The sequence below is a fragment of the Solirubrobacter ginsenosidimutans genome, assembly GCF_027587205.1.
On record NZ_JAPDOD010000007.1, the window covers coordinates 1 to 21,892 of the forward strand.

Annotated in this window: 14 protein-coding genes and 1 tRNA gene; 4 read left to right on the plus strand and 11 right to left on the minus strand. The window is 70.8% G+C overall.

Annotation, left to right across the window (positions count from 1 at the left end; genetic code table 11):
• Positions 1 to 59: 59 nt before the first annotated feature.
• Both OM076_RS10650 and OM076_RS10655 read right to left on the minus strand, forming a co-directional pair.
• The gene (locus OM076_RS10650) at positions 60 to 938 is read right to left on the minus strand and encodes a glycoside hydrolase family 6 protein (RefSeq protein WP_270039741.1); all 879 of its coding nucleotides are present in this window, start codon (positions 936 to 938) and stop codon (positions 60 to 62) included.
• A gap of 63 nt (positions 939 to 1,001) precedes the next feature.
• Positions 1,002 to 2,663 carry an NAD-binding protein gene (locus tag OM076_RS10655; RefSeq protein WP_270039743.1) on the minus strand — a complete coding sequence of 554 codons (1,662 nt, stop codon included), beginning with the start codon at positions 2,661 to 2,663 and terminating at the stop codon, positions 1,002 to 1,004.
• A gap of 83 nt (positions 2,664 to 2,746) precedes the next feature.
• Here OM076_RS10655 and OM076_RS10660 point away from each other — a divergent pair.
• A tRNA-Tyr gene (locus OM076_RS10660) sits at positions 2,747 to 2,828 on the plus strand.
• A 149-nt stretch (positions 2,829 to 2,977) separates the two neighbouring features.
• Here OM076_RS10660 and OM076_RS10665 read toward each other — a convergent pair.
• The 5 genes from OM076_RS10665 to OM076_RS10685 all read right to left on the minus strand — a co-directional run bounded on the left by OM076_RS10665 (position 2,978) and on the right by OM076_RS10685 (position 12,688).
• Complete coding sequence (locus OM076_RS10665; protein WP_270039745.1) at positions 2,978 to 7,909, minus strand: nSTAND1 domain-containing NTPase; 4,932 nt, start codon at positions 7,907 to 7,909, stop codon at positions 2,978 to 2,980.
• A gap of 517 nt (positions 7,910 to 8,426) precedes the next feature.
• Positions 8,427 to 8,735: a hypothetical protein gene (locus OM076_RS10670; RefSeq protein ID WP_270039747.1), complete on the minus strand. Its 309-nt coding sequence runs from the start codon at positions 8,733 to 8,735 to the stop codon at positions 8,427 to 8,429.
• An 84-nt stretch (positions 8,736 to 8,819) separates the two neighbouring features.
• The gene (locus OM076_RS10675; RefSeq protein ID WP_270039748.1) at positions 8,820 to 9,305 is read right to left on the minus strand and encodes a hypothetical protein; all 486 of its coding nucleotides are present in this window, start codon (positions 9,303 to 9,305) and stop codon (positions 8,820 to 8,822) included.
• Between the two features lie 38 nt (positions 9,306 to 9,343).
• Positions 9,344 to 9,625: a hypothetical protein gene (locus tag OM076_RS10680; RefSeq protein WP_270039751.1), complete on the minus strand. Its 282-nt coding sequence runs from the start codon at positions 9,623 to 9,625 to the stop codon at positions 9,344 to 9,346.
• A 270-nt stretch (positions 9,626 to 9,895) separates the two neighbouring features.
• Positions 9,896 to 12,688 carry a helix-turn-helix transcriptional regulator gene (locus OM076_RS10685; RefSeq protein WP_270039754.1) on the minus strand — a complete coding sequence of 931 codons (2,793 nt, stop codon included), beginning with the start codon at positions 12,686 to 12,688 and terminating at the stop codon, positions 9,896 to 9,898.
• A 189-nt stretch (positions 12,689 to 12,877) separates the two neighbouring features.
• Here OM076_RS10685 and OM076_RS10690 point away from each other — a divergent pair, with 189 nt between their 5' ends.
• A complete protein-coding gene (locus OM076_RS10690) occupies positions 12,878 to 13,063 on the plus strand; it encodes a hypothetical protein (RefSeq protein ID WP_270039755.1) in 186 nt (61 codons plus the stop codon).
• Positions 13,060 to 13,704: a hypothetical protein gene (locus OM076_RS10695; RefSeq protein WP_270039756.1), complete on the plus strand. Its 645-nt coding sequence runs from the start codon at positions 13,060 to 13,062 to the stop codon at positions 13,702 to 13,704. Before OM076_RS10690 ends, OM076_RS10695 begins: the two co-directional genes overlap by 4 nt.
• Before the next feature lie 249 nt (positions 13,705 to 13,953).
• On the opposite strand, the gene OM076_RS10700 is transcribed toward OM076_RS10695, so the two are convergent.
• Positions 13,954 to 16,971 carry a M14 family zinc carboxypeptidase gene (locus OM076_RS10700; RefSeq protein WP_270039757.1) on the minus strand — a complete coding sequence of 1,006 codons (3,018 nt, stop codon included), beginning with the start codon at positions 16,969 to 16,971 and terminating at the stop codon, positions 13,954 to 13,956.
• Between the two features lie 11 nt (positions 16,972 to 16,982).
• Positions 16,983 to 19,043 carry an Ig-like domain-containing protein gene (locus tag OM076_RS10705; RefSeq protein ID WP_270039759.1) on the minus strand — a complete coding sequence of 687 codons (2,061 nt, stop codon included), beginning with the start codon at positions 19,041 to 19,043 and terminating at the stop codon, positions 16,983 to 16,985.
• A gap of 216 nt (positions 19,044 to 19,259) precedes the next feature.
• Between OM076_RS10705 and OM076_RS10710 the strand changes: the two genes are divergently transcribed.
• A complete protein-coding gene (locus OM076_RS10710; protein WP_270039761.1) occupies positions 19,260 to 19,988 on the plus strand; it encodes a hypothetical protein in 729 nt (242 codons plus the stop codon).
• Between the two features lie 25 nt (positions 19,989 to 20,013).
• Here OM076_RS10710 and OM076_RS10715 read toward each other — a convergent pair whose 3' ends face one another.
• Both OM076_RS10715 and OM076_RS10720 read right to left on the minus strand, forming a co-directional pair.
• Entirely contained in the window at positions 20,014 to 20,655 is a 642-nt protein-coding gene (locus OM076_RS10715) for a hypothetical protein (RefSeq protein ID WP_270039762.1), read from the minus strand.
• On the minus strand, positions 20,655 to 21,485 hold the full coding sequence (locus OM076_RS10720) for a bestrophin-like domain (protein WP_270039763.1): 831 nt from the start codon (positions 21,483 to 21,485) through the stop codon (positions 20,655 to 20,657). The genes OM076_RS10715 and OM076_RS10720 overlap by 1 nt, the downstream gene beginning before the upstream one ends.
• Positions 21,486 to 21,892 lie beyond the last annotated feature (407 nt).

Below are 21,892 nucleotides of genomic sequence, written 5' to 3' on the forward strand. Positions count from 1 at the left end.
ATCACCGACCGCGGCAAGCGCCGCTGCGCTCACCGCGATCTTGACTCATCGCCGGAAAGCTAGAGCGGCGGGTTCGCGTTGCGGATCAGGTCCGCGGCCTGTGCCGGGAACCACCGACCTGCGGGCGGGCCTCCGCGGCACTCGCCGTCGGACTCGCCCGGGGTCTTGATCCAGAGGTATGCGTCGAGCCTGGGGGTGTTCGTGGCCGTGGTCGGGCGCTCGCCGAGGCCCCGGCCGGGCGGGTTGCACCAGTCCTGCTCGCCGCTGTACGGCCCCTGCCCGTTGCGGCTCGTGTCGAGCACGTAATGCCAGCGGCCGAGGTGCTCCGCGTACGCGATCAGCTCGGGGTTCGTGCGGTAGTTGGAGACGTTGAGGGCGAAGCCGTCGGCCTTGGCGATGCCGGCGTTCTTGAGCCGCGTCGCCATCGTCGTCGCCGGCTGCCAATGCGAGTGGCCGGCGTCGACGTAGACGCCGGTGCGATTGAGCCTGCTCAGCCGGGTGACCGCGTACTTGATCAGGCTCGACCTGACGCAACCTGAGGCGAGCGCATCGGGCTCGACGATCACGACCGCGGTGCGGGTGCCGATGCCGCTCGCCAGGCGGTTGATCCAGCGACGGTAGGCGGTGGCCGAGCCGGCGCCCCCGTTCGAGTACCCGCCGCAATCGCGGCCCGGGACGTTGTAGGCGACGAACACCGGCACCTGTGGTGGCGCCGCGCGCGTGAGGCGGCGAGCGTCGCCGTAGGGGTCGCCGCCGGTGAGCCACGTCGCGCTCGGGATCGCGGCGAGCCGCTTCGCGTCCGCGGTCCCGACGTCTGCTGTGCTGCTGTCGGGGTCGACCCAGAGGTGTGCCATCGGGGTCAGGACCCGCTCGGCGCGGGCGGGCGGGGCGGCCGCGACGGCGAGCACGAGTGCGGCGAAGACGATCGAGCGAACCATCGTTTCATCCACAGCGTCGCACGACCGTCGAGTTTCTCGCGCTGTACACGAGAAACTCGACGCTCACCGCGCGGTGAGCGCGTCGCACGCCTCCTTGGTCGCCACGACCGACACGGCCTGCCCCGCTTGCAGTTGGTGATCGTCGGCGGGGAACCAGCGGCCGTCGAGCGCGAGCACCCGCAGCTCGCTGTGCTCGTGGAGGTCGCGGATCCGTTCGCCGTTGTGTGGCCAGTTCTGCGGGATCCGTGTCTCGAGGACCCGGAGCGGGACGTTGGAGAGCGACAGCGGTTGGGCGGGTGTGCGGCCCAGCAGCGCGGCGCTGAAGCTCGGCGCCGCGAGCGCGGAGACCGAGCGGGTGACGTCGAGCTCGATCCCCCGGTCCAGCCGCTCCGCCAGGCGCGGGTCGAAGATCCGCATCACGATCCGCACCGTCGGGTTGTGCTTGCGCGCCGACAGCGCGCATTCGAGGTTCACCAGGTCGTCGCTCGTCAGCGCCATCACCGCGCGGGCGTGGTCGATGTGCAGGCTGGCGAGCGTGCCGGGCGCGCGGCCGTCGGCGAAGACCACCGGGATCTCCAGCCGGCGGGCGAGCGAGATGCCGACCGCCTCCGGATTGCGCTCGACGCCGATGCACGGCACCCCGAGGTCGTGCAGGCCCTGCAGGACCCGCGCGCCCGCCTTCCCGAGCCCGCACACGATCACATGATCCTTGCGCGGGCGTGGAAAGCGGCCGAGGGCGCGGTCGATCCGCGAGGAGACCAGCTGATCGGTCACGAAGGCGAGCACCGATGCCAGCAGGACCGCCGACACCGCCATCAGCCCGATGTCGAACAGCTTCAGCCAGTCGGGCGCTTCGAGCAGGTTGACGTCCCCGTACCCGACGGTCGCCATCGTCGTCGCCGTGAAGTACATCGAGTCGACGACGTCGAGGTGCTTGGAAATCGCGAAGACGGACGTGCCGATGGTGAAGACGATCGCGATGATCGCGACCAGCACGTAGGCGCGGCCGGGGATGGTCGACAACGCCGCCCGTGCGCGCTCCGTGTTCGAGGGCCGGTGCGGACGCTGCGGCGCCCGCTGGTGATGACGCTGCGCGACCGACGCGGGCAGCGCCCCGCGAGCGCCCTGCACGACCTGCGCCCGATCGACGAGGCCCAGCACGTGGTTCTCCCCGAGCTGCTCGCGCGTCGGCAGCACCTCCGTCGGGTGCTCGACGTCGCACAGCGCGACCACGAGACCCGGGTCGTCCTTGTCGACCTCGGCGACCTCGAGGATCCGCCCACCCACCGTCACCCGCTGGCCCTCGTTGCCGGAGAGCGCGGCCTGGATGAGCGCCGGCGCGGAAACCTCGATCTCACTCAGCACGGTGCCGCGCGGCGCGAGCATCTGCTCGACCCCGTCCGCGAGGTCGGTGGCGAACAACCGCACGACGATCGGCAGGTCCGTCGTCTCGTCCGCCACCTGCAGCGCCGCGCTCAGGTTCGCCAGGTCGTCCTCGCCGAGGATCCCGATCGATCGCGCGTGCTCGATCCCCGCCTGCTCCCACGTCGCGGCCGTCGCCACATCCCCGATCACGACCTTCGCATTGGCCGCCACCGCCGCCCGCGCCGCCCGCACGTTCTTCGACGAACAGATCGACACCGTCGGGATGCCGGCACCGGCGAGTTCCTCGCGCACGCGCACGGGCACCCCGTCGTCTCCGGCGATGAGCACTGGCCGCTCCATCGCGCCGCGATCCTCCCAGTCTCCCGCGACAGATGCATCCGACCTGCGGTCCACGGGCAACGTCGCTAAACTGGCCGCCGCCCGGTGGGATTCCCGAGCGGTCAAAGGGGACGGGCTGTAAACCCGTTGGCTCAGCCTTCGAAGGTTCGAATCCTTCTCCCACCACTTTGAAATCCGGTGCTTATGGCGCCGGATTTCGTATTTCTGGGCTAAGCGGCGGCTTTGGGCGGCACGATCGAGCGGCCTAGCGCGGTTGCGCAACCGCGCTACGCGAGAGGATGGGCTGGTGGCGAGATCACCCGTTCCTGCACGCGCTAGCAGGCGGGAGCGTAGTCGCGCTCGGGCAGCACGTCGTTCCACTCGGTCCGGGTGAGCCGGCGGCCGGCGATCTTGCAGGCGTGACGCGCCCACGAGGACGGGCGGATGTCCCAGCGATTGCCGCGCCGGGCGTCGGTGATGACGAAGAGGTAGGCACCGTCGGGCGTGAACACCGGCGCGATCTGGCGGTCGCGAGGGCCGGGCAGCGGCGCACCGACCGGCCGCTGGGTGGCCAGGTCGAACAAGCGGGTGGTGCCGTCGGTGCTGCCGGTCGCCAGCATGCGACCATCGGGGCTGACGGACCCCGAGGTCTCCTCTCCGGTGTGGCCGGCCAGCTTGCGGGTGGCGGGCCGCCAGGTGTCGGTGGACCACAGTCTCGCCCAGCCCTTGTAGCTGCCGCCGACGAGGAAGCGGCCATCTGGCGTGAAGCGTGCCAGCCGGACGGTCTCGGTCCCGGGGAGGATCGCGCGGCGGCGCAGCGAGGCGACGTCGACGATCTCGATGCCCACGTCGGTCGCGACGGCCAGGGTCCGTCCGTCGGGGCTGAGCGACAGCCCCCAGGCACCCAGCGAGGGTGAGTAGCGCCGAGGCCGTCCCACCGGTCGTTCGGACCGCAGCGTCCACAGCAGCACAGCATCGGCGGCGCCGGCAGTCGCCATGAGCCGTCCGTCGGCGCTGAAAGCGGGCGTCAGCAGCGGGTGGCCGCTGTGGCCCTGCAGCGGCGTGAGAAGACGGCCACGGGCCGGGTCGAAGATGGCGAGGAAACCGTCGTCGCCGCCGACGATGAGCGACCGTCCGCCCGGCACGTACGCCATGCCACGGACCGGCGCGTTCGGAACCGCGCGGAACCGCGAGCGCTCCTCCAGCGTCTCGGCGTCGATCAGCGAGACGGTCCCGTCGCGTTGCCCGACGGCGAGGACCTCGCTGTCGGGGCGCAGGGCATAGGCGAGGTCGTAGTTCCAAGGGCCGGTGTACAGCTCGCGACTCAGCGCGTCGCCGTCGCCGGGCGGTCGCACGTCGAACGGGCGGCCGAGGCGGCGGTCTCCGGCGAGATCCCAGATCAGGACCGTGCCGTCCTTGGCGGCGCTGTAGAGCGTCTCGGCGCCGGAGCTGATCGCGAGTCCGGTTATCTCCCCGGCGTGACCTTCGAGCGTCTCGCGTGCCACGGCCCGCTCGACGTTCCAGACGATCACGCGCCGGTCCTCGCCGGCCGTGACCGCGGTGCGTCCGTCGGCGCTGATCGAGGCGCGCACGACCGCGCCGTCGTGCCGTCCGGAGGCGGCGCGGACCGTGCCAGTCGCCAGATCGAGAAAGCGCACGGAGCCGTCGCGGCCGCCGAGCAGCAGCGTGCGATCGTCCGGGCTCAGGGCCGTCTGGTCCTGGCCGGCGGGGAGTTGTACGAGCGGGCGCGGCATCTGCTCGAGCTCGCTGATGCGGGCCAGGGTCCGGGCGTCACGGACCGTCGTCGGGCCACCTGCGCGGCTCGTCACGACGCGCCCACCGCTCGTGAATCTCAGCGCCGAGGGAGCGATGCCGCGACCGACGAAGCGCAGCGCGCCGAGCGGCCGGCCGGTGGTCGCGTCGAAGCGCCGAACCGCCGTGCGATCCGGTGGGAGAGAGACCGCGGCGAACAGCGTGCGCCCATCCGCGGACAGCCGCAGGGATTCGATGGACCGACCGTCCATGGCGGGTAGCCGAGCCACGACGCGGTGCGTGCGAGCGTCCAGCACGACCGGCTGCGAGCCGCCGACCGCGAATCGTGAGCCGTCCTCGCTGAAACTCAGACCCTCCCAGGCGCCGTCGCGCCACATGCCGGAAACGGTCAGTGGCTGGGCCACCGGACGCCGGGTTGCGGTGTCGACGAGCCTGAGGGTGCCGTCGTTGTCGATGACGGCGAGCGTGCGGTCGTCGGGGCTGAGTGCGACGCCGGCCAGCCTGTCGCCGTCGCCCCGCAGCACGCCGACCGCCGCCGGGCTCTTGAGCAGCGCCGCCAGCAGGCTGCTGCGCGTCTGCGGCGAGTCGTGCAGCGCCACGCCCTGGCGCGCGAGGAGCAGGGCGCGGTCGAGGTCGTCCTCCGCGAGCGCCTGCGCCCCGAGTCGCTGCGCCGCGGCCACGGTCGCCTCGGCGCGCGCATTGCCGCGCTGGTCGAGCGCGACCAGACCGGCGATCACCGCGATGACGAGCAGCGAGGCCACCCCCGCGAGCACCAGGCGCAGGCGACGCTGCTCGTGCCCGCTCGCGCGCCGGCTGTCGTCCAGGAACGCGCGCTCGGTCGCGTTGAGCTCGGGCTGGTGCCCGGCGGCCCACTCGAGCGCGGACGCGAGGCGCCCGCCGCGGTAGAGCTCGCCCGGGTCGCGACCGTCAGCGTCCCAGGCGCGCGCCGCGGCGCCGAGCCGGCGATGCAGCCGGCGTCCCTGCACGTCCTCCTCGAGCCAGGAGCGCAGCCGCGGCCATTCGCGCAGCAGCGCCTCGTGCGCGACCTCGACGGCGCCGTCGCCGACCGTCAGCAGACGGCGATCGGTGAGACGGGCGACGACCTGGGCGACCTGCTCGCCCTCGAGCTCGGCCAGCGCGATCCGGCGGCGCACGATCGCGCCGCTCCGGTCCTCATCGGTGAGGCGCAGCAGCAGCCTGCGCGCCGTTGCCTGCTGGCCGGGATCGAGCTCGACGAACGCGTCCTCGGCCAGCCGCGCGACGGCTCCCTGAACGCCGCCGCTGCGCGCGTACGCGGCAAGCAGCAGGCGGCGCCCGTCGCGCCGGCGCCAGAGCTCGAGCAGCGCCGTGGACAGCAGCGGCAGCGCGCCCGGCTGGCCTTCGACGTCCGCCAGCAGCGCTTCGACCAGCTCCGGTTCGACGCTCACGCCGGCCCGTCCCGCGGGGCGCTCGATCGCGCGCGCGAGCTCGTCGCGCGACATCTCGCCGACGAGCACGTGGTTGGCGGCGAGCAGGCGCGACAGCTCGGGGTGCGCTGCGCAGCGGCCGTAGAAGTCGGCGCGCACGGCCACCACCACGACGCTGTCTTTATCGCGCGCGACACGCACGAGGGCGGCGACGAACTCGGCCCGCTCGGTCTCGTCCGGGCAGGCGGTGAACAGCTCCTCGAACTGGTCGACCACGAGGACTCGGTGCCATTCGCGCGCGAGCCGGCGGGTTGCGCGGCGAAGCTCGCGCAGCGGCTGCTCGCCTGGCGTGATGAGCGCCTGAGTCCAGCCGTCGCTCCCCGGCAAGACGCCGCCCGCGAGGGCGGGCAACAGCCCGGCCCGGAGGACGGACGACTTGCCGCTCCCCGACGGTCCGACGACCGCGAGCAGCGGTGCGCCGGCCACGCGCGCGACCAGCTCGGCGACCAGCCGCTCGCGTCCGAAGAAGTACTCGGCGTCCGCGGCGTCGAACGGCGCCAGTCCCTTGTACGGGCACACCGCCGGCGCGACGGCGACGTCGCCGCCGGCGCGGACCAGGCCGGCGCGCTCGCGAGCCGACAGCAGCTCGACGACCCTGCCGGCGAGCTCCTCCTCCAGCGCGCGGGCCTCGCCGCGGCCGGCCGCCGCGCGCCCGGCCACCGCGTCGACGCCGCGTGTGGCCTCGCCTCGCGCCCACTCCGCGGCGGCCTCGTGAACCTGGCGTGCGATCCCGCGGCTCGTGGCCAGCAACGTCTCGACGGGCGCCGCCTCCGCGCCGACCGGGGCGTAACAGGCGGCGATCGCGCGGACGCTGCCCGCGCCGAGCGGCTCGAGCACGAGCGCCTCGTCCGACTCCAGTCGTGCGAGTGCGACGGTCTCCTGCCCCGTGGCCAGCACGAGCACCGGCAGGCGATGGAGCGCTGGCGCGAGATCGCGCAGCGCCGCCCGCACCACGGCGGGCGCGCGGTCGGCATCGTCGACCACGACCAGCGCCGGCCGCCGCGGCTCGCGCGCCCGGGCGATCGCCGCCAGCGCCGCCTCCGGGGGACCGGTCCCGGCCGCGTAGAAGACGGCCGCGTCCTCGCGATGCGCCTCGCCCGCAATCTCCGCGGCCAGACGCGTCTTGCCCATCCCGTACGCGCCGGCAATGGTCACCAGCGCGCCCGCACCGGCTGCAGCGCGCTTCCAGCGCGTCCGCAGCTCCTGCAGCTCGCGGTCGCGCCCGATCAGCGGCGGCGACGCGGACGCGTCGAGCTCGTGCGGAAGCTCCGCCGCCACCGGCTCGACGTCAAGCCACAGGTCCTGGCGCAGGATCGCGTCGTGCAGGCGCCGGAGCTCCGGCGCCGGCTCGACGCCGATCTCCTCAACTAGCGTCTGCCTGGCGTGGCGATAGGCCTCTAGCGCGTCGGCCTGACGCCCGCACCGGTAGAGCGCGAGCATTTGCCGCGCGTACAGCCGCTCACGCAGCGGGTTCTCGGCCAGCAGCGCGTCGATCTCCCCGACGATCTCGTCATGCCGGCCCGCAGCCAGATCCGCGTCGATCGCCAGCTCCGCGGCGGTCAGGCGCAGCTCCTCGAGCCGATGGATCTCCGCGACCGCGAACGGCTCGTCCGCCACGTCCGCCAGCGGTTCGCCGCGAAACAGCGCCAACGCCTCGCGCGCCGCCCCGCTCCCCGGCTCGCCGATCTCGGCCGCCCGAGCCGCCTCGGAGACCAGCCGTTCGAGACGGCAAACGTCCACGAGCTCGCGGTCTATCCGCAACTCATACCCACGCCCACGCGTGACGATCTCCGCCCCGCCGACCCCGGCCAGTGACCGGCGCAGTCGCCAGACGTAGTTGTGGACCATGTTCGCGGCGCTCGGCGGTGGCTGCGCACCCCACAGCCCCTCGATCAGCCGGTCGGCCGTCACCGCACGATTCGCCTCGAGCCCCAGCATCGCCAGAACGGCGCACTGCTTCGCGTCGCCGAGCGCGACGGGGTGGCCGTCAACGCTGGCCTCGACGGGTCCAAGGATGCTGAGCCGCATGCGGCTCCCGTGTTCGGGTGCTCGTGCACAGCCAACCCAACCACATCCCCGAACCCCGGGCAAGGGTCAGCGGGCGGGGGGTCAGCGGGCCAGGGGTCCACAGCCTGGCAAAGGCCGCTCTACGACCGCTCTACGAGGCCGTCCACGGCGCCGTGAGACCAGACACATGGAGCCGGGGTAGAGCGGGCCGCTCGAGTGTGCCGGCGGTTCCGCACGACCGGCCAGGAGACCACCACGCCAAGCGGCAGCTTTGGGCAAGGTGGTCGAGGCGCCGGAGAGTCTCGAATTCGTCGAGGCCTGGCTCACCGCAGGATTGGTCTCCGGTCCTCGGTAGGCGCTGTTGAGCGCCAGCGACGTGTGTGTCTACGCCGATCTTTGCCGGACTGGCCGGGCTCGCGATTTGGGGCTTCGCCGGAATAAGCGGTCAGTAGGGGTCGGAGATGTCAAGTACGTCGGCGTACTCGCGCGAACGGCGCTCGCGCTGATCGTCGGCTTGTGGCCAGGGCTGTTGAGAGCCTCATGCCGGTTGGGTCGTGCGGTCGTGGACGAGGCTGACCAGGATGGCGAAGACGGCGACGGCGAGTGCGATGCAGACGATCAGGCCGGCGGTCGCGATGCCGGTGCGCTGTGCGATGAGCCTGTCGCCGATGACCGGCGCGGTGATGCTGCCGTACAGGGCGATGTAGTAGGCGGCGGTCATCTTCGTGAGCTGGGCCTTGGGGAGGGCGATCGCGAGTGAGACGAGGCCGGCGCCGGTGGAGATCCCGGCGGATGCTCCGATCACGATCGAGGCGGCGATCAGCCCTGGGAGGCTCGTGCGCCGCACGATCACCTGCCCCGCCGCGGTGGCGAGGAACAGGATCGTGAGGACGCCGCCGGCGAGCGTTCGACGGTGGGCGATCGTGCGTGATCAGTGGCCGTTGCGAGGCGGCTGAATCCAGATGGTGCCGCGGACCGACGGGAGCGGGTCTCCGTACGCTCGGATGAATACGGTCGCGCCGGCCAGGGGAACGCCTTGCCACGAGCCGATGACGACGGCGCCGAGGACGCTGATCTCGTCAGGTGTGGCCTTCAAGTCGTTGATGCCGAGGTGGTTCATCGTGAACGACCCGTTTCTTGCCGTGATCGTCTCGGTTGCGGAGAAGCCGATCACGCCGCTTTCGACCCACATGGGCGAGAGCGACGCGGAGACCGTCGTGGTGGGGATCGGCTTGCCTGACGGCGTGAGCAGCGTGCCGGTGCAGCTGGTGCCTAGGCATTGCTTCTCGAAGTGCAGGCGGATCGGCTCGTGCGCCGACGCCGCTGCAGGGGCGGCTGCGATCATCGCGGTGCCCGCCAGCGCGGCTACGAGTCTGCGGGTTGCGCGCGTGATGTTCGTGGGAGTGAGCGGTGACATCGAGACCTCCTGAGGCGATGTGGGCGGACGGGGAACGGTCATACGCCGTGTCGCCGCGACCGTTGGAGCCGCGGTTGTGGGCCGTAGAGCGCGCGGATGGTCATGCGCATCTCGCGCATCGCGTGTTCGCTCGACACGTGCTCGCGCGTCGTCGGCGCGGATCGGGACACCGGAGGGGAGCCGCTGGAATACTGCTTGGTCGCGTAGGCGCCGATGGCGATCACGACCGTCGCGCCGATGGCGGCGGCAGCGGCTCGGAGCGGCCGGCGGCGCGAGGCCACACCATCGTTTGCACTCAGGTTGGTGTACGGCGCGGTCATCGAAGCCTCCTCGGGCAGGTCGCAGTTCAACAGTTCATCCGGAGCGTTGTGGCCTGTGGATGGACGTCCAGGCCGCGGGTTTCGAGCAGTCGCAGAGCGCGCTCGGTGTGTCGTCTTGCGGCGTCCGAGTCGCCGGCGCGGCGGCAGACGACGCCGAGGGTGCCGAGTGTGGGAACCAACTCGACGTTCCTCCTGGTGAGCCGGCGTATAAGTGCCGGATGAGAGGCAGACGCTAAGCGGGTCGGGCCGCCGATGAAAGTCGGGGAATCCCTACAGTTCGGTCGCGCCGGCGTCGCTGTGCAGGTGGTTGGCGAGTTCGAGCCGCGAGTGGACGCCGAGCTTTCGGTAGATGCGCGAGAGCTGCGTCTCGACCGTCTTGGGCGTCACGAACAGCGCGGCCGCGGCCTGCTTGTTGGAGCGGCCTTCGGCGATGAGCGACGCGAGTCGCTGCTCGGTCGGAGTGAGCGCCGACTGGGTCCGAGGGCGGCCGCCGATGCGGGCGAGTTCCGCTCGCGCGCGGTCAGCCCATGGTGCCGCCCCGAGCTCGACAAAACCCGACTGCGCCTCGCCGAGCGTCTCTCGTGCCGCCGACCGTTGTTTGGCGCGGCGTTGGACCGTTCCGAGTACGAGCAAAGTTCGCGCGCGCTCGAATGGCATGGTGAGTCGGACGTGCTCGTCGAGGGCCGTCCTGAGCGCCCGCAGCGCGCCTTCGAGGTCTCCCGTGCGCGCTTGCAGCAGCGCGCGGCATCGCCCCGCCGTCGCGAGTGCCGATGTGCGGTCAAGCGCGTATCCCTGCGTCTCGAGCCAGTCGAGCAGTCTCGTCGCTTCCTCGATCCGGCCCAGGGCGACGAGGGCTTCGATCTCGTCGGGGATCGAGCGGATCGCGCCGGGCTCGCCGATCCCGGCGCGCAGCATGCGCTCGCGATGCGCCCCGAGCACGTGCACCGTTTCCTCCGGCTTGCCCTGGGCGAGCGCCAGCAGCCCGATCGCCCACAGGGCGTGCGTCCGAGCGGCTTCCAGACCGCGGTCCCCTGCCAGCGCCAACATCCGCGCGGCGTCGGCACTCGCCGCGGCCGCCTCGCCGCGACACGCGCGCACCAGCGCTCGCACCGCCAGCGACAACGCCTGGTGCGGAAGCTGCCCGGCCTGAACTCCCGCCTCGAGTCCGTTGGTGGCCGCCTCGATGGCCTCCGGCCAGCGTCCGGCCAGGAACTCGGACAGCGCGAGGTATCCCGCAATCAGTCCGTGTGAGGTCTCATCGCCGGTCTCGGCCGCTTCCGCGAGGCAATCACGCAGAAGCGCCGAGGCCTCTGTCACCCGATCGGTCAACAGGAAGTAGTGCCCGAGATAGAAGCGCCGGGCCGAGATGACACGCCAGTCGAACGGCGCGGCGTCCAGCTCGCGGACGGCGGCGAACGTCGCGGCCGCTTCGCGTCGTCCGAGCAGCAACTCCACCGCGCCCTTCACGCCCAGTGACGCCAGCACAAGGCCTGGGAGGCCGGCCCGCCCCGCGAGCTTGGCTGCGGTGGCGCAGCGCTCGACTGCCTCGGGAAGGTCCTGCCGAGTGAACATCAGCGTGCCCGCCAGCTCTTGCGCCGCGAGCGCCTGCACTCCCGCCTCGCACCCGGCGGCGGCCGCGACCGCCTCGCGGGCATAGTCGACGGCGCGGATCTGGTCACCCGAGTTCAACTCGACGTCGGCCAGGAACGTCAGCACCTCCGCGCGAGCGGCGTCGGAGCGCGCGAAGGTCAGCGCCTCTTCGAGCAACTCGCGGTACCGCTCGGGATCGCCCGCCATGAACCATCCTCGGGCCGCCGCAACGAGTCGGCGGTGCGCGGCGTCTGGGCGGTCGGGCGGCGTCAGCGCCCGCGCGTGCTCGCACAGCTCTGCCACAGCAGCGTGCGCGCCGCGCACGCGCGCATGCTCCGCCGCCGCCTCCAGCGCGGCCGCCACGTCCTCGTCGGGCGCGGCGGTCGCGAGCGCGAGATGGCGCGCGCGCTCCTCCTCGCTCTCGACGGTCACGGCGAGTCGCGCATGCAGCTCGCGCCGCGCAAGCGTGTCGAGGGTCGAGTAGGCCGCGGACGCCAGCAAGGGGTGCGTGAAGCGCAGCCGGTCGCCTTCGAGCTCCACGATGCGCGCCTCAAACGCCGGCCTGAGCGTCGCGGCTCCGCATGTGTCGGCCGCGACGAGCGCCAGGGTGGGACGCGCGAGCGCCGCAGCGGTCGCGAGCGCCTCGCGCGTGGCGGCGGGGAACTCGGCCAGGCGCTCGCTCAGCAGCACATGCAGCTCGCCCGGCACGGGAAGCGCACCAGGCGGAGCGCGCAGGAGGTCGCGGTGCTGCAGCACACGCCCCAGTTCGAGCGCGAAGAACGCGTTGCCGGCCGCCAGCTCATGCACCCGCCGCAGCAGCGGGCGCGACAGCCGCAGCCCAAGCCGCTCTTCGAGCAGATGATGCATCGTGGCCAGGTCCAACGGCTCGACCTGCAGGCGCGCCGCGCCGTCAAGATCGGCGAACGGCGCAGGCAGCGGCTCACCCGTCCTGCACGTCACCAGCCAGCCCACCCGCTCGTCGCGGAGGCGTCGCCACGCATACCCCAGTACCGCCGCCGACGGCGAGTCCAGCCACTGCACGTCGTCGATCGCGACGACCGTCGGCCGCTGGACCGACATTGCCCGCAACGCACTCAGCGCGGCAGCGGCGATCACCCGTTCACCCGGCGGCGACCCGCGCGGCCGCTCAAGCAACAATGCGACGCGCAGCGCGTCCGCCTGCGGTGCCGGCAGCAAGCCCAGCAGACTGTCGTCGAGCGAGCCGCCGAGCACGTCGCCCAGCGCAGCAAACGCGAATCGCGCCTCCGCCTGAACCGGTCGCGTCTCGAGCACCCGCACACCGTGCTCGGCCGCCACCCGCGTACCCGCGCTCCACAGCATCGACTTGCCGACGCCGGCCTCACCCGCGAGCACAAGCATCGTCGCGCCCGCACCTACCGACGAAACGAATCCCTCCAGCGCCGCCAACTCGCGACCACGTCCGATGATCCGATCTGGGGCCACGCGGCCCATGGCGCGAGCCTAACGGCTCGCGCGCCGGCGGTCACCGTCGTTCGTGCACATGCGCCGGGTTCGGCGCTCAGCAACGCTGAAAGGCACAGCGATGCAAGGGGACGCGCGGCGGCGGTTCGCGGGCGCGACCGGATGTAGGTTCCGTGGGATCTGTGAGGATCCGGATCAGCGACCGTCGAGGAGTGACAGATGACCCCAGCGTTGATCAGTTGGAGCGACGGTCCCGCCAGCGTCGAATTCGTGACCTCAGCCCAGTGGGATCGGTCGTTTGACAACGACGCAGCCCACGCTCCACGTTCCCTACGGCCGGGCTGGACGGTCGTGAACGTCAACAACGACTGGACCACCGTGTTCAAGAACGACGGCGCGGCATGAGCGACCTAACCGCCATCGACATCCTCGTCAACCCCGACGACAACACGATCCGGCACGCCCAACAGTGGAACGCGCGAATGCGCGAAAGCGTGCCGACCGGGTTCGCACTCGACGCCACCCACCAACCCCACATCACCACCCTGCAGCTCTTCGTGCGCACCGCGGACCTCGACAACGTCTATGCAGCCGTCGAGCAGACGCTGGCCGCCACCGACGTCGCGGCGCTCTCCTACCACGCCGTCGCACTCCGACACGCCGACTGGGGCGTTCCCGGCCAGGGACTCGCCGTCATGGTCATCCAGCCAAGCTCGCAGGTGCTCGACTTCCAGGCCGCGCTGCTGGCCGCCGTGACCCCGTATACCGACTCGGGAGGCACCGCCGCGGCGTTCGTGACCGATCCCGGAGAGCAGATCAGCCAGAGCACGATCGACTGGGTCGACCGGTTCGTCCCGGCGCAGATCGGCGCGGACAACTACATCGCTCACATCACCGTTGGGTTCGCGACGCTCCAGGACCTCGAGCGCATCGAGGCCGAACCGTTCGACGCCTTTCCCGTTCACCCGGCCAGCGTCGCGATCTACCATCTCGGCAACAGCGGCGCAGCCCGCGCGCAACTCAAGGCGTGGCCGCTGACGCCCTAGCACCACCATTGGAAGTTCCCCGCCCCGGCCGGTGACATGGCGTTGTCGACGGCGGCACCACAGTGATCTGAGTGCGGCGCGGCGACGCACCGGCGAGTGTCGAGCCACTGGCTGTCCTTGCCATCAGACTTCCGGGTCGGAGACGCGGGAGCGATCCGGCCGCGGGCTGGGTGCCCGGATCGTCTTCATCGGCGCTTGGCACAAGGGGATGGGGAGGGCCGGCGGAGCCGGCCCTCCCGTCCCTCAGTACTAGAGCTGCGCGAACAGCGGCTTGACCTTGTAGGTCACCTTCAGCTGCCGCATCAGCGGACCCATCCACTTGTTCTGGTCATGGTCGTCGCCCAGAAGGCGAGCGCCACGGATCACCAGCGTGTAACGGTCCTTGGTCGTGACGTACACGATCCGCTTGCGCAGCTTGAGCGGAAGCCGCGCCTTGGCGACCGCATTGCGCAGCGCGCGGGCGTCGTGGCGGTAGACCGTGATCCGGATGTCGTTGTCCGTCTTGACGGTGGACGCGACCGGCCGGCTCTCGATCGCGGGCAGCGCCTTCTCGGCGAGCGGTGCGGCGACCTCGGTGAGGGCCTGGAGATGCTCGGTCTGCGCCTCGACCCGCGCCGCCGCCGTCGGCTGCGCCGCACGCGCCTCGCTCAGCGAGTCCGCGGGCAACGTCGGGCCGAGCGGGTAGATCAGCGCGTTGAGCGCCTGCCGCTCGACGGACTCGTGCCAGGCCCGGAAGAACGGGTCGGACGCGAACAGGAACGCGCGACCCGCGCCGAACGGCTGATCCACGACCGCCGGGCGGCCGTCGAGCCGGCCGGGTCCGACCGAGTTGACCTCGTAGCCGTAGGACTTGCCGCCCTCCTTGTAGCGGACAGGCGCCGACGCGGCTCCAATCGCGCCGCCGCCGGCCAGCGTGGCCGGGTTGTAGACCGCGTTGCCCGAGGCATCGCGGTACACGAACCCGCCCTTGTCGAAGCCCCACGCGACCGGGTTGGTCGTGTCGAACGTGCCGTCGTACGTCGAGCCGGGCGTCGTGATCGACGGGCTCAGCGTCTGCGTGTTGAGCGCCGTCAGCCCGATGTTGCGGGCGCTCGTCGTGCCGCCTGTGTAGTAGCTGAGGAACCGCCCGCCGTTGTTGACGAACTGCTGGATGATCGGGGCGATCGCGTTGTTCGCCGCCACCGAGTACTGCTGCGGGATGATGATCGCGTTGAAGCCGTTCTCGGGCTTCGTCAGCTCCCCACTGGTGATCTGCGTCGTCGTCAGGCCGACGAGCTGCTCACGCGGGATGCGGTCCTTCTGCTCGAGCGTGAAGCGCGCCCAGCAGTAGTCGGAGGCCGACGTGCAGTGCGTGCCGTACTCCGGGTTGGCGACGGTGTTGGCGCTGCCGGTCCACATCGCGATCTTCGGCTTCGCGATCGCCTTGCGCGGGGCGACGAACCGCGGCAGGCCGTAGACCGGCGTGTCGCGGGCGAGCGCCTTCGGCGCCAGGTTGGCGAGCGAGATCGTCGCCCCGTCGACGAGGCCGGCGCCCGTGTCGTAGTGGCGGCCGCCGAAGTCGAACGCCTCGGTGGCGCGGTAGACCGTCGCCCCCGCGTTCGCCAGGTCGATCGCCAGGCCGATGCCCTGCATCGAGTCGGTGTTGAACGCGTACACCGGGCTCGCTGCGGCGGGCACGTCAGGCTGCACCGGGTCGCTGATCTTCGTCATCGCCGTGCCCGAGGGCAGGTTCTTGGTCACGAAGCCGTTGCCGGTCATGCCGCGGTTGAGCGAGTACGACCAGGTCACCACGTCGTAGAAGTACGGGAACGGGATGAATGGGTCCTCGCCCAGGATCGCCTGGATCCAGTGCTTCTGGGGCTGCGCCATCGGGATGAACAGCGTCCCGGACGGCAGCGTGTCGGTCTTGGAGCCCGCGGGCCCGAACTCGTGCACGCCGTCGGTCACCGTGACGGGCTGGTCGAGCTTGTAGACGTTGACCTCGGAGCTGATCAGGTCGCGCATCAGCTTCGCGGTATCGCCCGAGTGCAGGCCCGGCTTGTAGTAGTAGCCGCAGACGTTGCCCGAGGGCTGCTGGGTGATCTGGGTGTGCAGCGGGCTCACGAGCTTGTTCGGCTGCAGCTCGCAGCGGGCGCCCTGATCGATGGCCTCCTGCCACTGCTTGACCCAGGCCGTGAGCAGGTTGACCTTGTCGCGCGACGTGACGTTGACCGTCGTGTCGATCGCGAGGTAGTGGTTGTAGATCTGCTTGCCGTAGGCGTCGCCCGAGGGCTGCTCGAACGTCATGCCGGCCGAGCCCATCAGCAGGGCCGGGACCGTGTCGCCGTACTCCGGCGTGAAGAGGTCGTACGTGTTGTAGTTGCGGTAGGAGATGGACTGGTCGTTCATCGCCGACTGGATCGCCGGCCCGATCCGGTATTGGATGAAGTCCAGCGCGAACTGCGAGATCTCGTGGTGGACGGGATCCTCGTTGGGCGGGAAGAAGTAGCTGCCCGTGTTCTGGTGGGCGTCGATGAAGAACAGGCCGGGGTACTTGTTGATCTCCGGCATGAAGTTCCGGTTCTCGGGCTGGTTGCGCGTGCCGAAGTCGCGGTTGGGGTCAAAGCCCCACGCCGTATAGCGGCTCGTCGCGTCACGCCCGTCCGGGTTGCGTGCCGGATCGAGGAACAGCGTCAGGTTGCTCAGGCGCTGCAGGTTCGCGCAGTCCGTCCGCGCGGCCAGCTCGTAGAGCTCCTTGCTGATGGCCTCGCCCGCGGCCGGCTCGGAGCCATGCGGGGTGGCCGTGATCCATGCGAAGGCCGGGCGGGTGCGCACGGCCGCGAGGCCCTCGCTCGCCGGCACCTCGCCGCTGACCACGCCGCTCCAGAACGCGCCGTCGTTGCGGCCCGCGTCGAGGTTGGCGATGTTGTCGGGCGTGCCGATCGCGTAGTACTTCAGGCGCCGGCCGAGGACGGTCGCGCCGATGTCCTTCTCGACGATGCGCACGCGGTTGGTCAGCGCGGCGTCGGCCATGACCGCCTGCGCATACGTGTACAGGTCAGCCGTCAGGTGACGCTGACCGGAGCCGGTCGCGTTGTTGCCGGCGAGCGGACTGTTCGGGAACACCTGGCTCCACGTCCGGATCGCCGGATCGAACGTGACGTCCTGCGGGCAGCCCACGGGATCGACGTCCGCGCTGGCGGTCGCTGTCAGAGACAGCGAGGCGACAGAGAGCGCCAGCCCGAGGCCGACGCGCAGCTTGCGGCGGTTGTTACTCAGGAATTGCAACGTGGTTCCCATTACGGCGTCGTCGTGGAGAGGGTGAACGTGAGCGTCTTGCTGTACTGGCCCGTGCGCAGCGCGTCGGTCGCCCCGACCTGCTGCTGGAACTGCAGCGTCAGGCCGTCATTGGAGATCGGGCCTGCGTAGGTCAGCAGCGTCAGCGGGCTGCCCGAGATGGCCGCGTATTGCGTGGTCGGGTTGGAGGCGTTGGTCGCCCGTGCGCGCAGCGCCTGCGGAAGCGAGAAGCTGCCGTTGACGAGGCGGCCGGGTGCCACCGTGCTGGGATCGGCCACCGACAGCGCCGCGTCGCCGGCGGTCGACAGCACGTTGGCGGTCGTGCCCGCGGTGTAGGTGGCGGCGACGCCCGGGACGAACGCCCCGAACGAGGCCGGCGCGCCGAGCGTGAGCGCCAGCGTCGCGTTGACCTGGCCGGAGACCGTGCCGGTGTAGCACTTGACCGTCACGTTGACGGACGCCGAGGCGGTCTGTCCTGCCGAGTCCTCGACGACCGCCGTGAACGTGCGCGGGGCGTCGCAGGCGGCATCCGCGGGGATCGTGAACTGCGACCGGAACGGCGGCACCTGCGCCACGCCGATCAGCACGGCGCCGGAGTAGAACGAGACGCGCTTGACGCCGAAGTCGTCGCCGGCGTTGGCGGTCAGCGTGATGGTCTCGCCGCGGTAGGCCTGAGCGCGGTCGGAGGCGAGCGACGCGGTCGGAACGGCGTCGTCGACGGGCCGCGGCGCGTCGAGGATGGTGAACTGGCCCGCGTCGGGGTCGGCCTGCGCCCCGTTGCGGTACGGGAAGAAGTCGACGGTGTTGGACGTCGTGCCCGTGCCGTCGGGGGTGCCGGCGCCGTTGACCGGGTTCTCCGGGAACGCCGGGTTCGACGTCGGGGAGATCACCGGGCCGGCGTTCGGCGGTGTGACGCCGGTCGAGCGCAGGCCCCACCAGTTGTTCTCCGCCACGAACGGCACCGCCGTGTTGGGCGTCGTGCCGTTGAGCTGGACGTTGATCGCGCCGTAGGCGTTGTCGAGGATGTTGTTGCGCGTGGCGGTCGACGCGGCGGCGCCGACGAGGCGGACGCCGGCGCCGAGCGGGAGGTTGGCGTTGTTGGTCGCCGCGCCGCGCGTCGGTGCGCCGACGCCGTGCACGAGGTTCTGGCTGATCGTGTTGCCGGTCAGCGCGACGCTCGCGCCCGCGGTCACCCGCACGCCGTCCTGGCCGAAGAGCGGCCCGGTCGTCGTCAGGTTGTTGCCCGGCGAGCCGCTGGCCGAGCAGTTGCCGTCGGTCGTGAAGTTCGTGCAGACCAGGCGGCCGACGATCGCGTTGTTCGCCAGCACGCCGCGGTTGACGACGCCCGACGCGCTATACGGCGCCAGGTCGTTGGTCGCGCCGTCGATCAGGACGCCGACGCGGTTGTAGCGCTCCACGCGGGTCTGGCTGATCGTCAGCGTCCGCGTCGTCGCGCCTTGGGGGCTGCTGGTGTTCGCCGTGACCTGCGCGATGCCGTAGCCGAACTGCGGCCCGCGGTAGCCGCCGGGCTTGCCGGAATCCGCGGCGAGCTCCGACGTGGTGACGTTGGTGACCCGGCTGCGGTAGATCGTGCCCTGCGCGTCGAGGTAGACGACGCCGGCTTCGACGACCGCGCCCGCGCCGTCGACACTTACACCGGAGATGTCGACCGTGATCGGCAGGGCCGCGCCGCCGCGCACGGAGACGATGTCCCCGACGCCGTTGCGGATGTCCTGGTTGGCCTCGGCGATCTGACCCGCGCCGCTGACCTTCGGGCGGATCGACACGAGGTCGGCGCCCGCGCCCTTGAGCGTCACGCTCTTGGTGATCGTCAGCGCGTTGCTGCCGACATCGCCGGTGCCTTCGCGATACGTCCCCGGACAGATCGCGATCGTGTCGCCGGGTGCTGCGGCGTCGATCGCGGCCTGCACACCGGTGAACTGCGCGGCCGGGCAGTCACCGCGGTCGTCGTCGACCGTCCATTGGGCGGCCTGCGCCACAGGCGCGACGCCAAAGACCCCGAGCACCGCCAGCGTGGCGGTGCATGCTCGTCTGCTCTTCACCTCGGAACCCTCTCCCTTCGACCCTCACTCCTCATGAGTTCGCGAAGCTCTCATAAGTGGTGTGTAAATGCCAGTCCTGCGGTGTGGACATTGCTCAGCGCACGCGGGAGCGGAGTGCGCTGCGTTTGGCATTGCGCGTCGGCCTCTCTTGGGACGAGACTCGATTCATCCCGTCTGGATGATTGCCGGCGGCTGACGGCACACTAGGGTCGCGGCATGGATCCGGCGGACGAACGCGGAAAGCTCGGGCCGGGCGAGCCGGCGGTGGTGGTGGCGGTCGGTCGCGAATTGCACACACCGGCCGCCGCGGGCGTCGTCGGCCTGGTCTTCGCGGTCCTCTTCGTCGTCTCGCTCGCCCTGCTCTACCGGGAGCCTCCACGGGACAGTACGGCGGCGCAGATCGCCGTTTGGTATCTCCAGACACGGACGAAGACGATCGGAATCGTCGGCCTCTATCTGCTGCCCTTCGCCGGTATCGCGTTCCTCTGGTTCATCGCAGCTATCCGTAGTCGCATCGGCGGGTACGAGGACAGGTTCTTCGCGACGGTCTTCCTTGGCAGCGGCATTCTGTTCGTCGCGATGCTCTACGCCGCCGCTGCGGCCGCGGGGGCTTCGCTCGCCGCCGTCAGGTTCCAGGGAGCTCCGCCGCCCAGCCCCGACGTATTCGTGTTCGCGCGCGGTCTCGCCTACACCTTTCTGTATGTCTACGGCGTGCGCGCGGCCGCGGTCTTCATGATCGTCACCTCGACGATCGGTCTGCGCACCAAGGTGCTCCCGCGCTGGCTCGTCTTCCTCGGTTTCGCGATCGCTCTCGTCCTGCTCTTCAGCGTCTCCTACTTCAAGGGGTTCGTGTTCATCTTCCCGGCGTGGGTGGCGGTGGTGAGCGTCGAGATCCTCATCCGGGCGCGCTCTGAACGTCGCGAGCTGCCCGCTCCAACAGCCTGAACGTCCGCCTCGGACGCGGCTCTCGTTACACGGATACGTTGACCGGGAACGTCGCGATCCAGATCACGGTGCCGAGGAACAGGGTGTATCCGAGTCCGAGCACGATGGTCCGTGGCGTACGTGCGTGGAGCCGCGTGCTGATGCCGGCGAAGAACAGCGACGCGGCGAAGAGCACGCCGGCGAGCGCGTAGTTGTCGGCTCGTTGGATGAAGTCGCCGGCGCGCTGGGAGAGCGCCGCGGCCGTCGCCTCGAGGCGGTCGGCTGTCGCGCCGGCCGCGAGCTTGTATTCCGGCATGGCGAACGGCGAGAGCGGGGCACGTGGATTCGTTCGTGGCCGGGTCGCCACCCAGGCGTCGAACGCGGGCCGGAACTCCGTTCGGAAGCGCTTGCGATAGAAGTTGGCGAGCTCGGTCTCGTCGCGCGCGTACGCGTCGATCCATTGTGTGAACAGCGCGACATCGATCTGCGCCTGCCGGTTCATCAGGTTCGCTGCGCGTGTGGACTCGACGCGTGCGGCGATCGATTTGCTGCCGGCGCTCGCCTGCTGGCCGCGCCAGGTCGCCGACTGGTAGGCCGCCCACGCGGTGGCCACGGCCGCGATCGCGAGCAGCACGGTCGCCGCGAGCTCGAAGCGCCGGTCGAAGCGGTCCGGGGTTGGATCGGCCATCAGGATCGAACCGGGACGCCGCGGGCGTCGCACGGCAGTGGAGCGGCCTGCGTGACGACGGCGCGCGCGCTGTCGAGCATCCGCAGTGAACGCTCCATCGCAACCGGTTTGATCTGTCCCACACCGGTGCGGTACGGATGTCCGAGCGCGCTGATCGCCGTCAGCGTCAGCACGATCACCGTCGTCGCCGAGCCCATCAGCATGGCCTGCGAGCGTCGGGGTTCGCCGCTGTCGGCGAAGAAGAGCATGAAGACGAAGACGACGCCCGCGATCAGGAACAGGACGAGCCAGATCGAGGCCGGGACGATGCCCTCCGCGCCGTGCAGCCGGTCGCGCCGAGCCTCCTCGCGGTCCGAGGTCTCATCGAGCCACTTCCCGTACGCCGCTTGTTCAGACGCGCTCTTCGGGTCCACGAGCTTGAGGCTGCGGAACAGCGCGATCGCCCAGGGATTGATCGCGTCGCCGCCGTTTCCGTCTTCCATCTGCGGCCACTCCTGATGCACGACCGAGCGTCCGTAGCAGACGATCTCGCCGGCCATCCGGCCTTGAAGCGCGGCCGGGAAGAACTGCGCGGTCTCGAACTGCTGAATGACGGTGAGCGCTTCGGCTTCCCCGCCGCTACGCGACTGGTCGTAGGTCGAGAAGGCCAGAAAGATGATGAAGCCGGCGAAGATCGCGAACCCACCCGCCAGCACGCCGAACACGCCCGACGCGCGATCTCCGTCCTTGAAGTAGCTCCCGTCCGGCGCCCGTCGTCGGACCAGCAGGATCGCCGAGATCGACACCACGTTGGCGGCGATGAGAACGACGAATGTCCAGAAAAGACTCATGGAGCTACGGGTCGAGCGGGTAGACGGCGCCGTCGCGCACGGGCAGCATCGAACACACGCACGGCGCCCGCCTCACCCAAAGCGGATGAGCGCGTCGCTGATCCCGCGGAGGGCGATGGCAACCGTTTCGACGCGACGTGATGCGTCCCGCGACCCTGCGGCCCGGGTGCATGACTCTGGGATCGCGGCGTGCGGCGGACGCCCCGACGCCGGGCGCGACGATCACGTCGACGTCGAGCGTCGGCAGCGGCCACGCGGCGCGTCCTTTCGTCGGAGGCCGTGGAAAGCCCGACGATCGCCAGCGCCGCGTCGGTTGTGGCTCAGCGGCGGCGAGCGACTCGCCGGGAAGTACGGCGGGCGACTCTGCGCGATGCGAACATGCGGATCTCCGTTCTGCGGTGGGATTT

Excerpts from the sequence above, each read along its gene's own strand:
- OM076_RS10650 (WP_270039741.1), bottom strand. The coding sequence starts at position 938 with ATGGTTCGCTCGATCGTCTTCGCCGCACTCGTGCTCGCCGTCGCGGCC.
- OM076_RS10655 (WP_270039743.1), bottom strand. The coding sequence starts at position 2,663 with ATGGAGCGGCCAGTGCTCATCGCCGGAGACGACGGGGTGCCCGTGCGC.
- OM076_RS10665 (WP_270039745.1), bottom strand. The coding sequence starts at position 7,909 with ATGCGGCTCAGCATCCTTGGACCCGTCGAGGCCAGCGTTGACGGCCAC.
- OM076_RS10675 (WP_270039748.1), bottom strand. The coding sequence starts at position 9,305 with ATGTCACCGCTCACTCCCACGAACATCACGCGCGCAACCCGCAGACTC.
- OM076_RS10680 (WP_270039751.1), bottom strand. The coding sequence starts at position 9,625 with ATGACCGCGCCGTACACCAACCTGAGTGCAAACGATGGTGTGGCCTCG.
- OM076_RS10685 (WP_270039754.1), bottom strand. The coding sequence starts at position 12,688 with ATGGGCCGCGTGGCCCCAGATCGGATCATCGGACGTGGTCGCGAGTTG.
- OM076_RS10690 (WP_270039755.1), top strand. The coding sequence starts at position 12,878 with ATGACCCCAGCGTTGATCAGTTGGAGCGACGGTCCCGCCAGCGTCGAA.
- OM076_RS10695 (WP_270039756.1), top strand. The coding sequence starts at position 13,060 with ATGAGCGACCTAACCGCCATCGACATCCTCGTCAACCCCGACGACAAC.
- OM076_RS10710 (WP_270039761.1), top strand. The coding sequence starts at position 19,260 with ATGGATCCGGCGGACGAACGCGGAAAGCTCGGGCCGGGCGAGCCGGCG.
- OM076_RS10715 (WP_270039762.1), bottom strand. The coding sequence starts at position 20,655 with ATGGCCGATCCAACCCCGGACCGCTTCGACCGGCGCTTCGAGCTCGCG.
- OM076_RS10720 (WP_270039763.1), bottom strand. The coding sequence starts at position 21,485 with ATGAGTCTTTTCTGGACATTCGTCGTTCTCATCGCCGCCAACGTGGTG.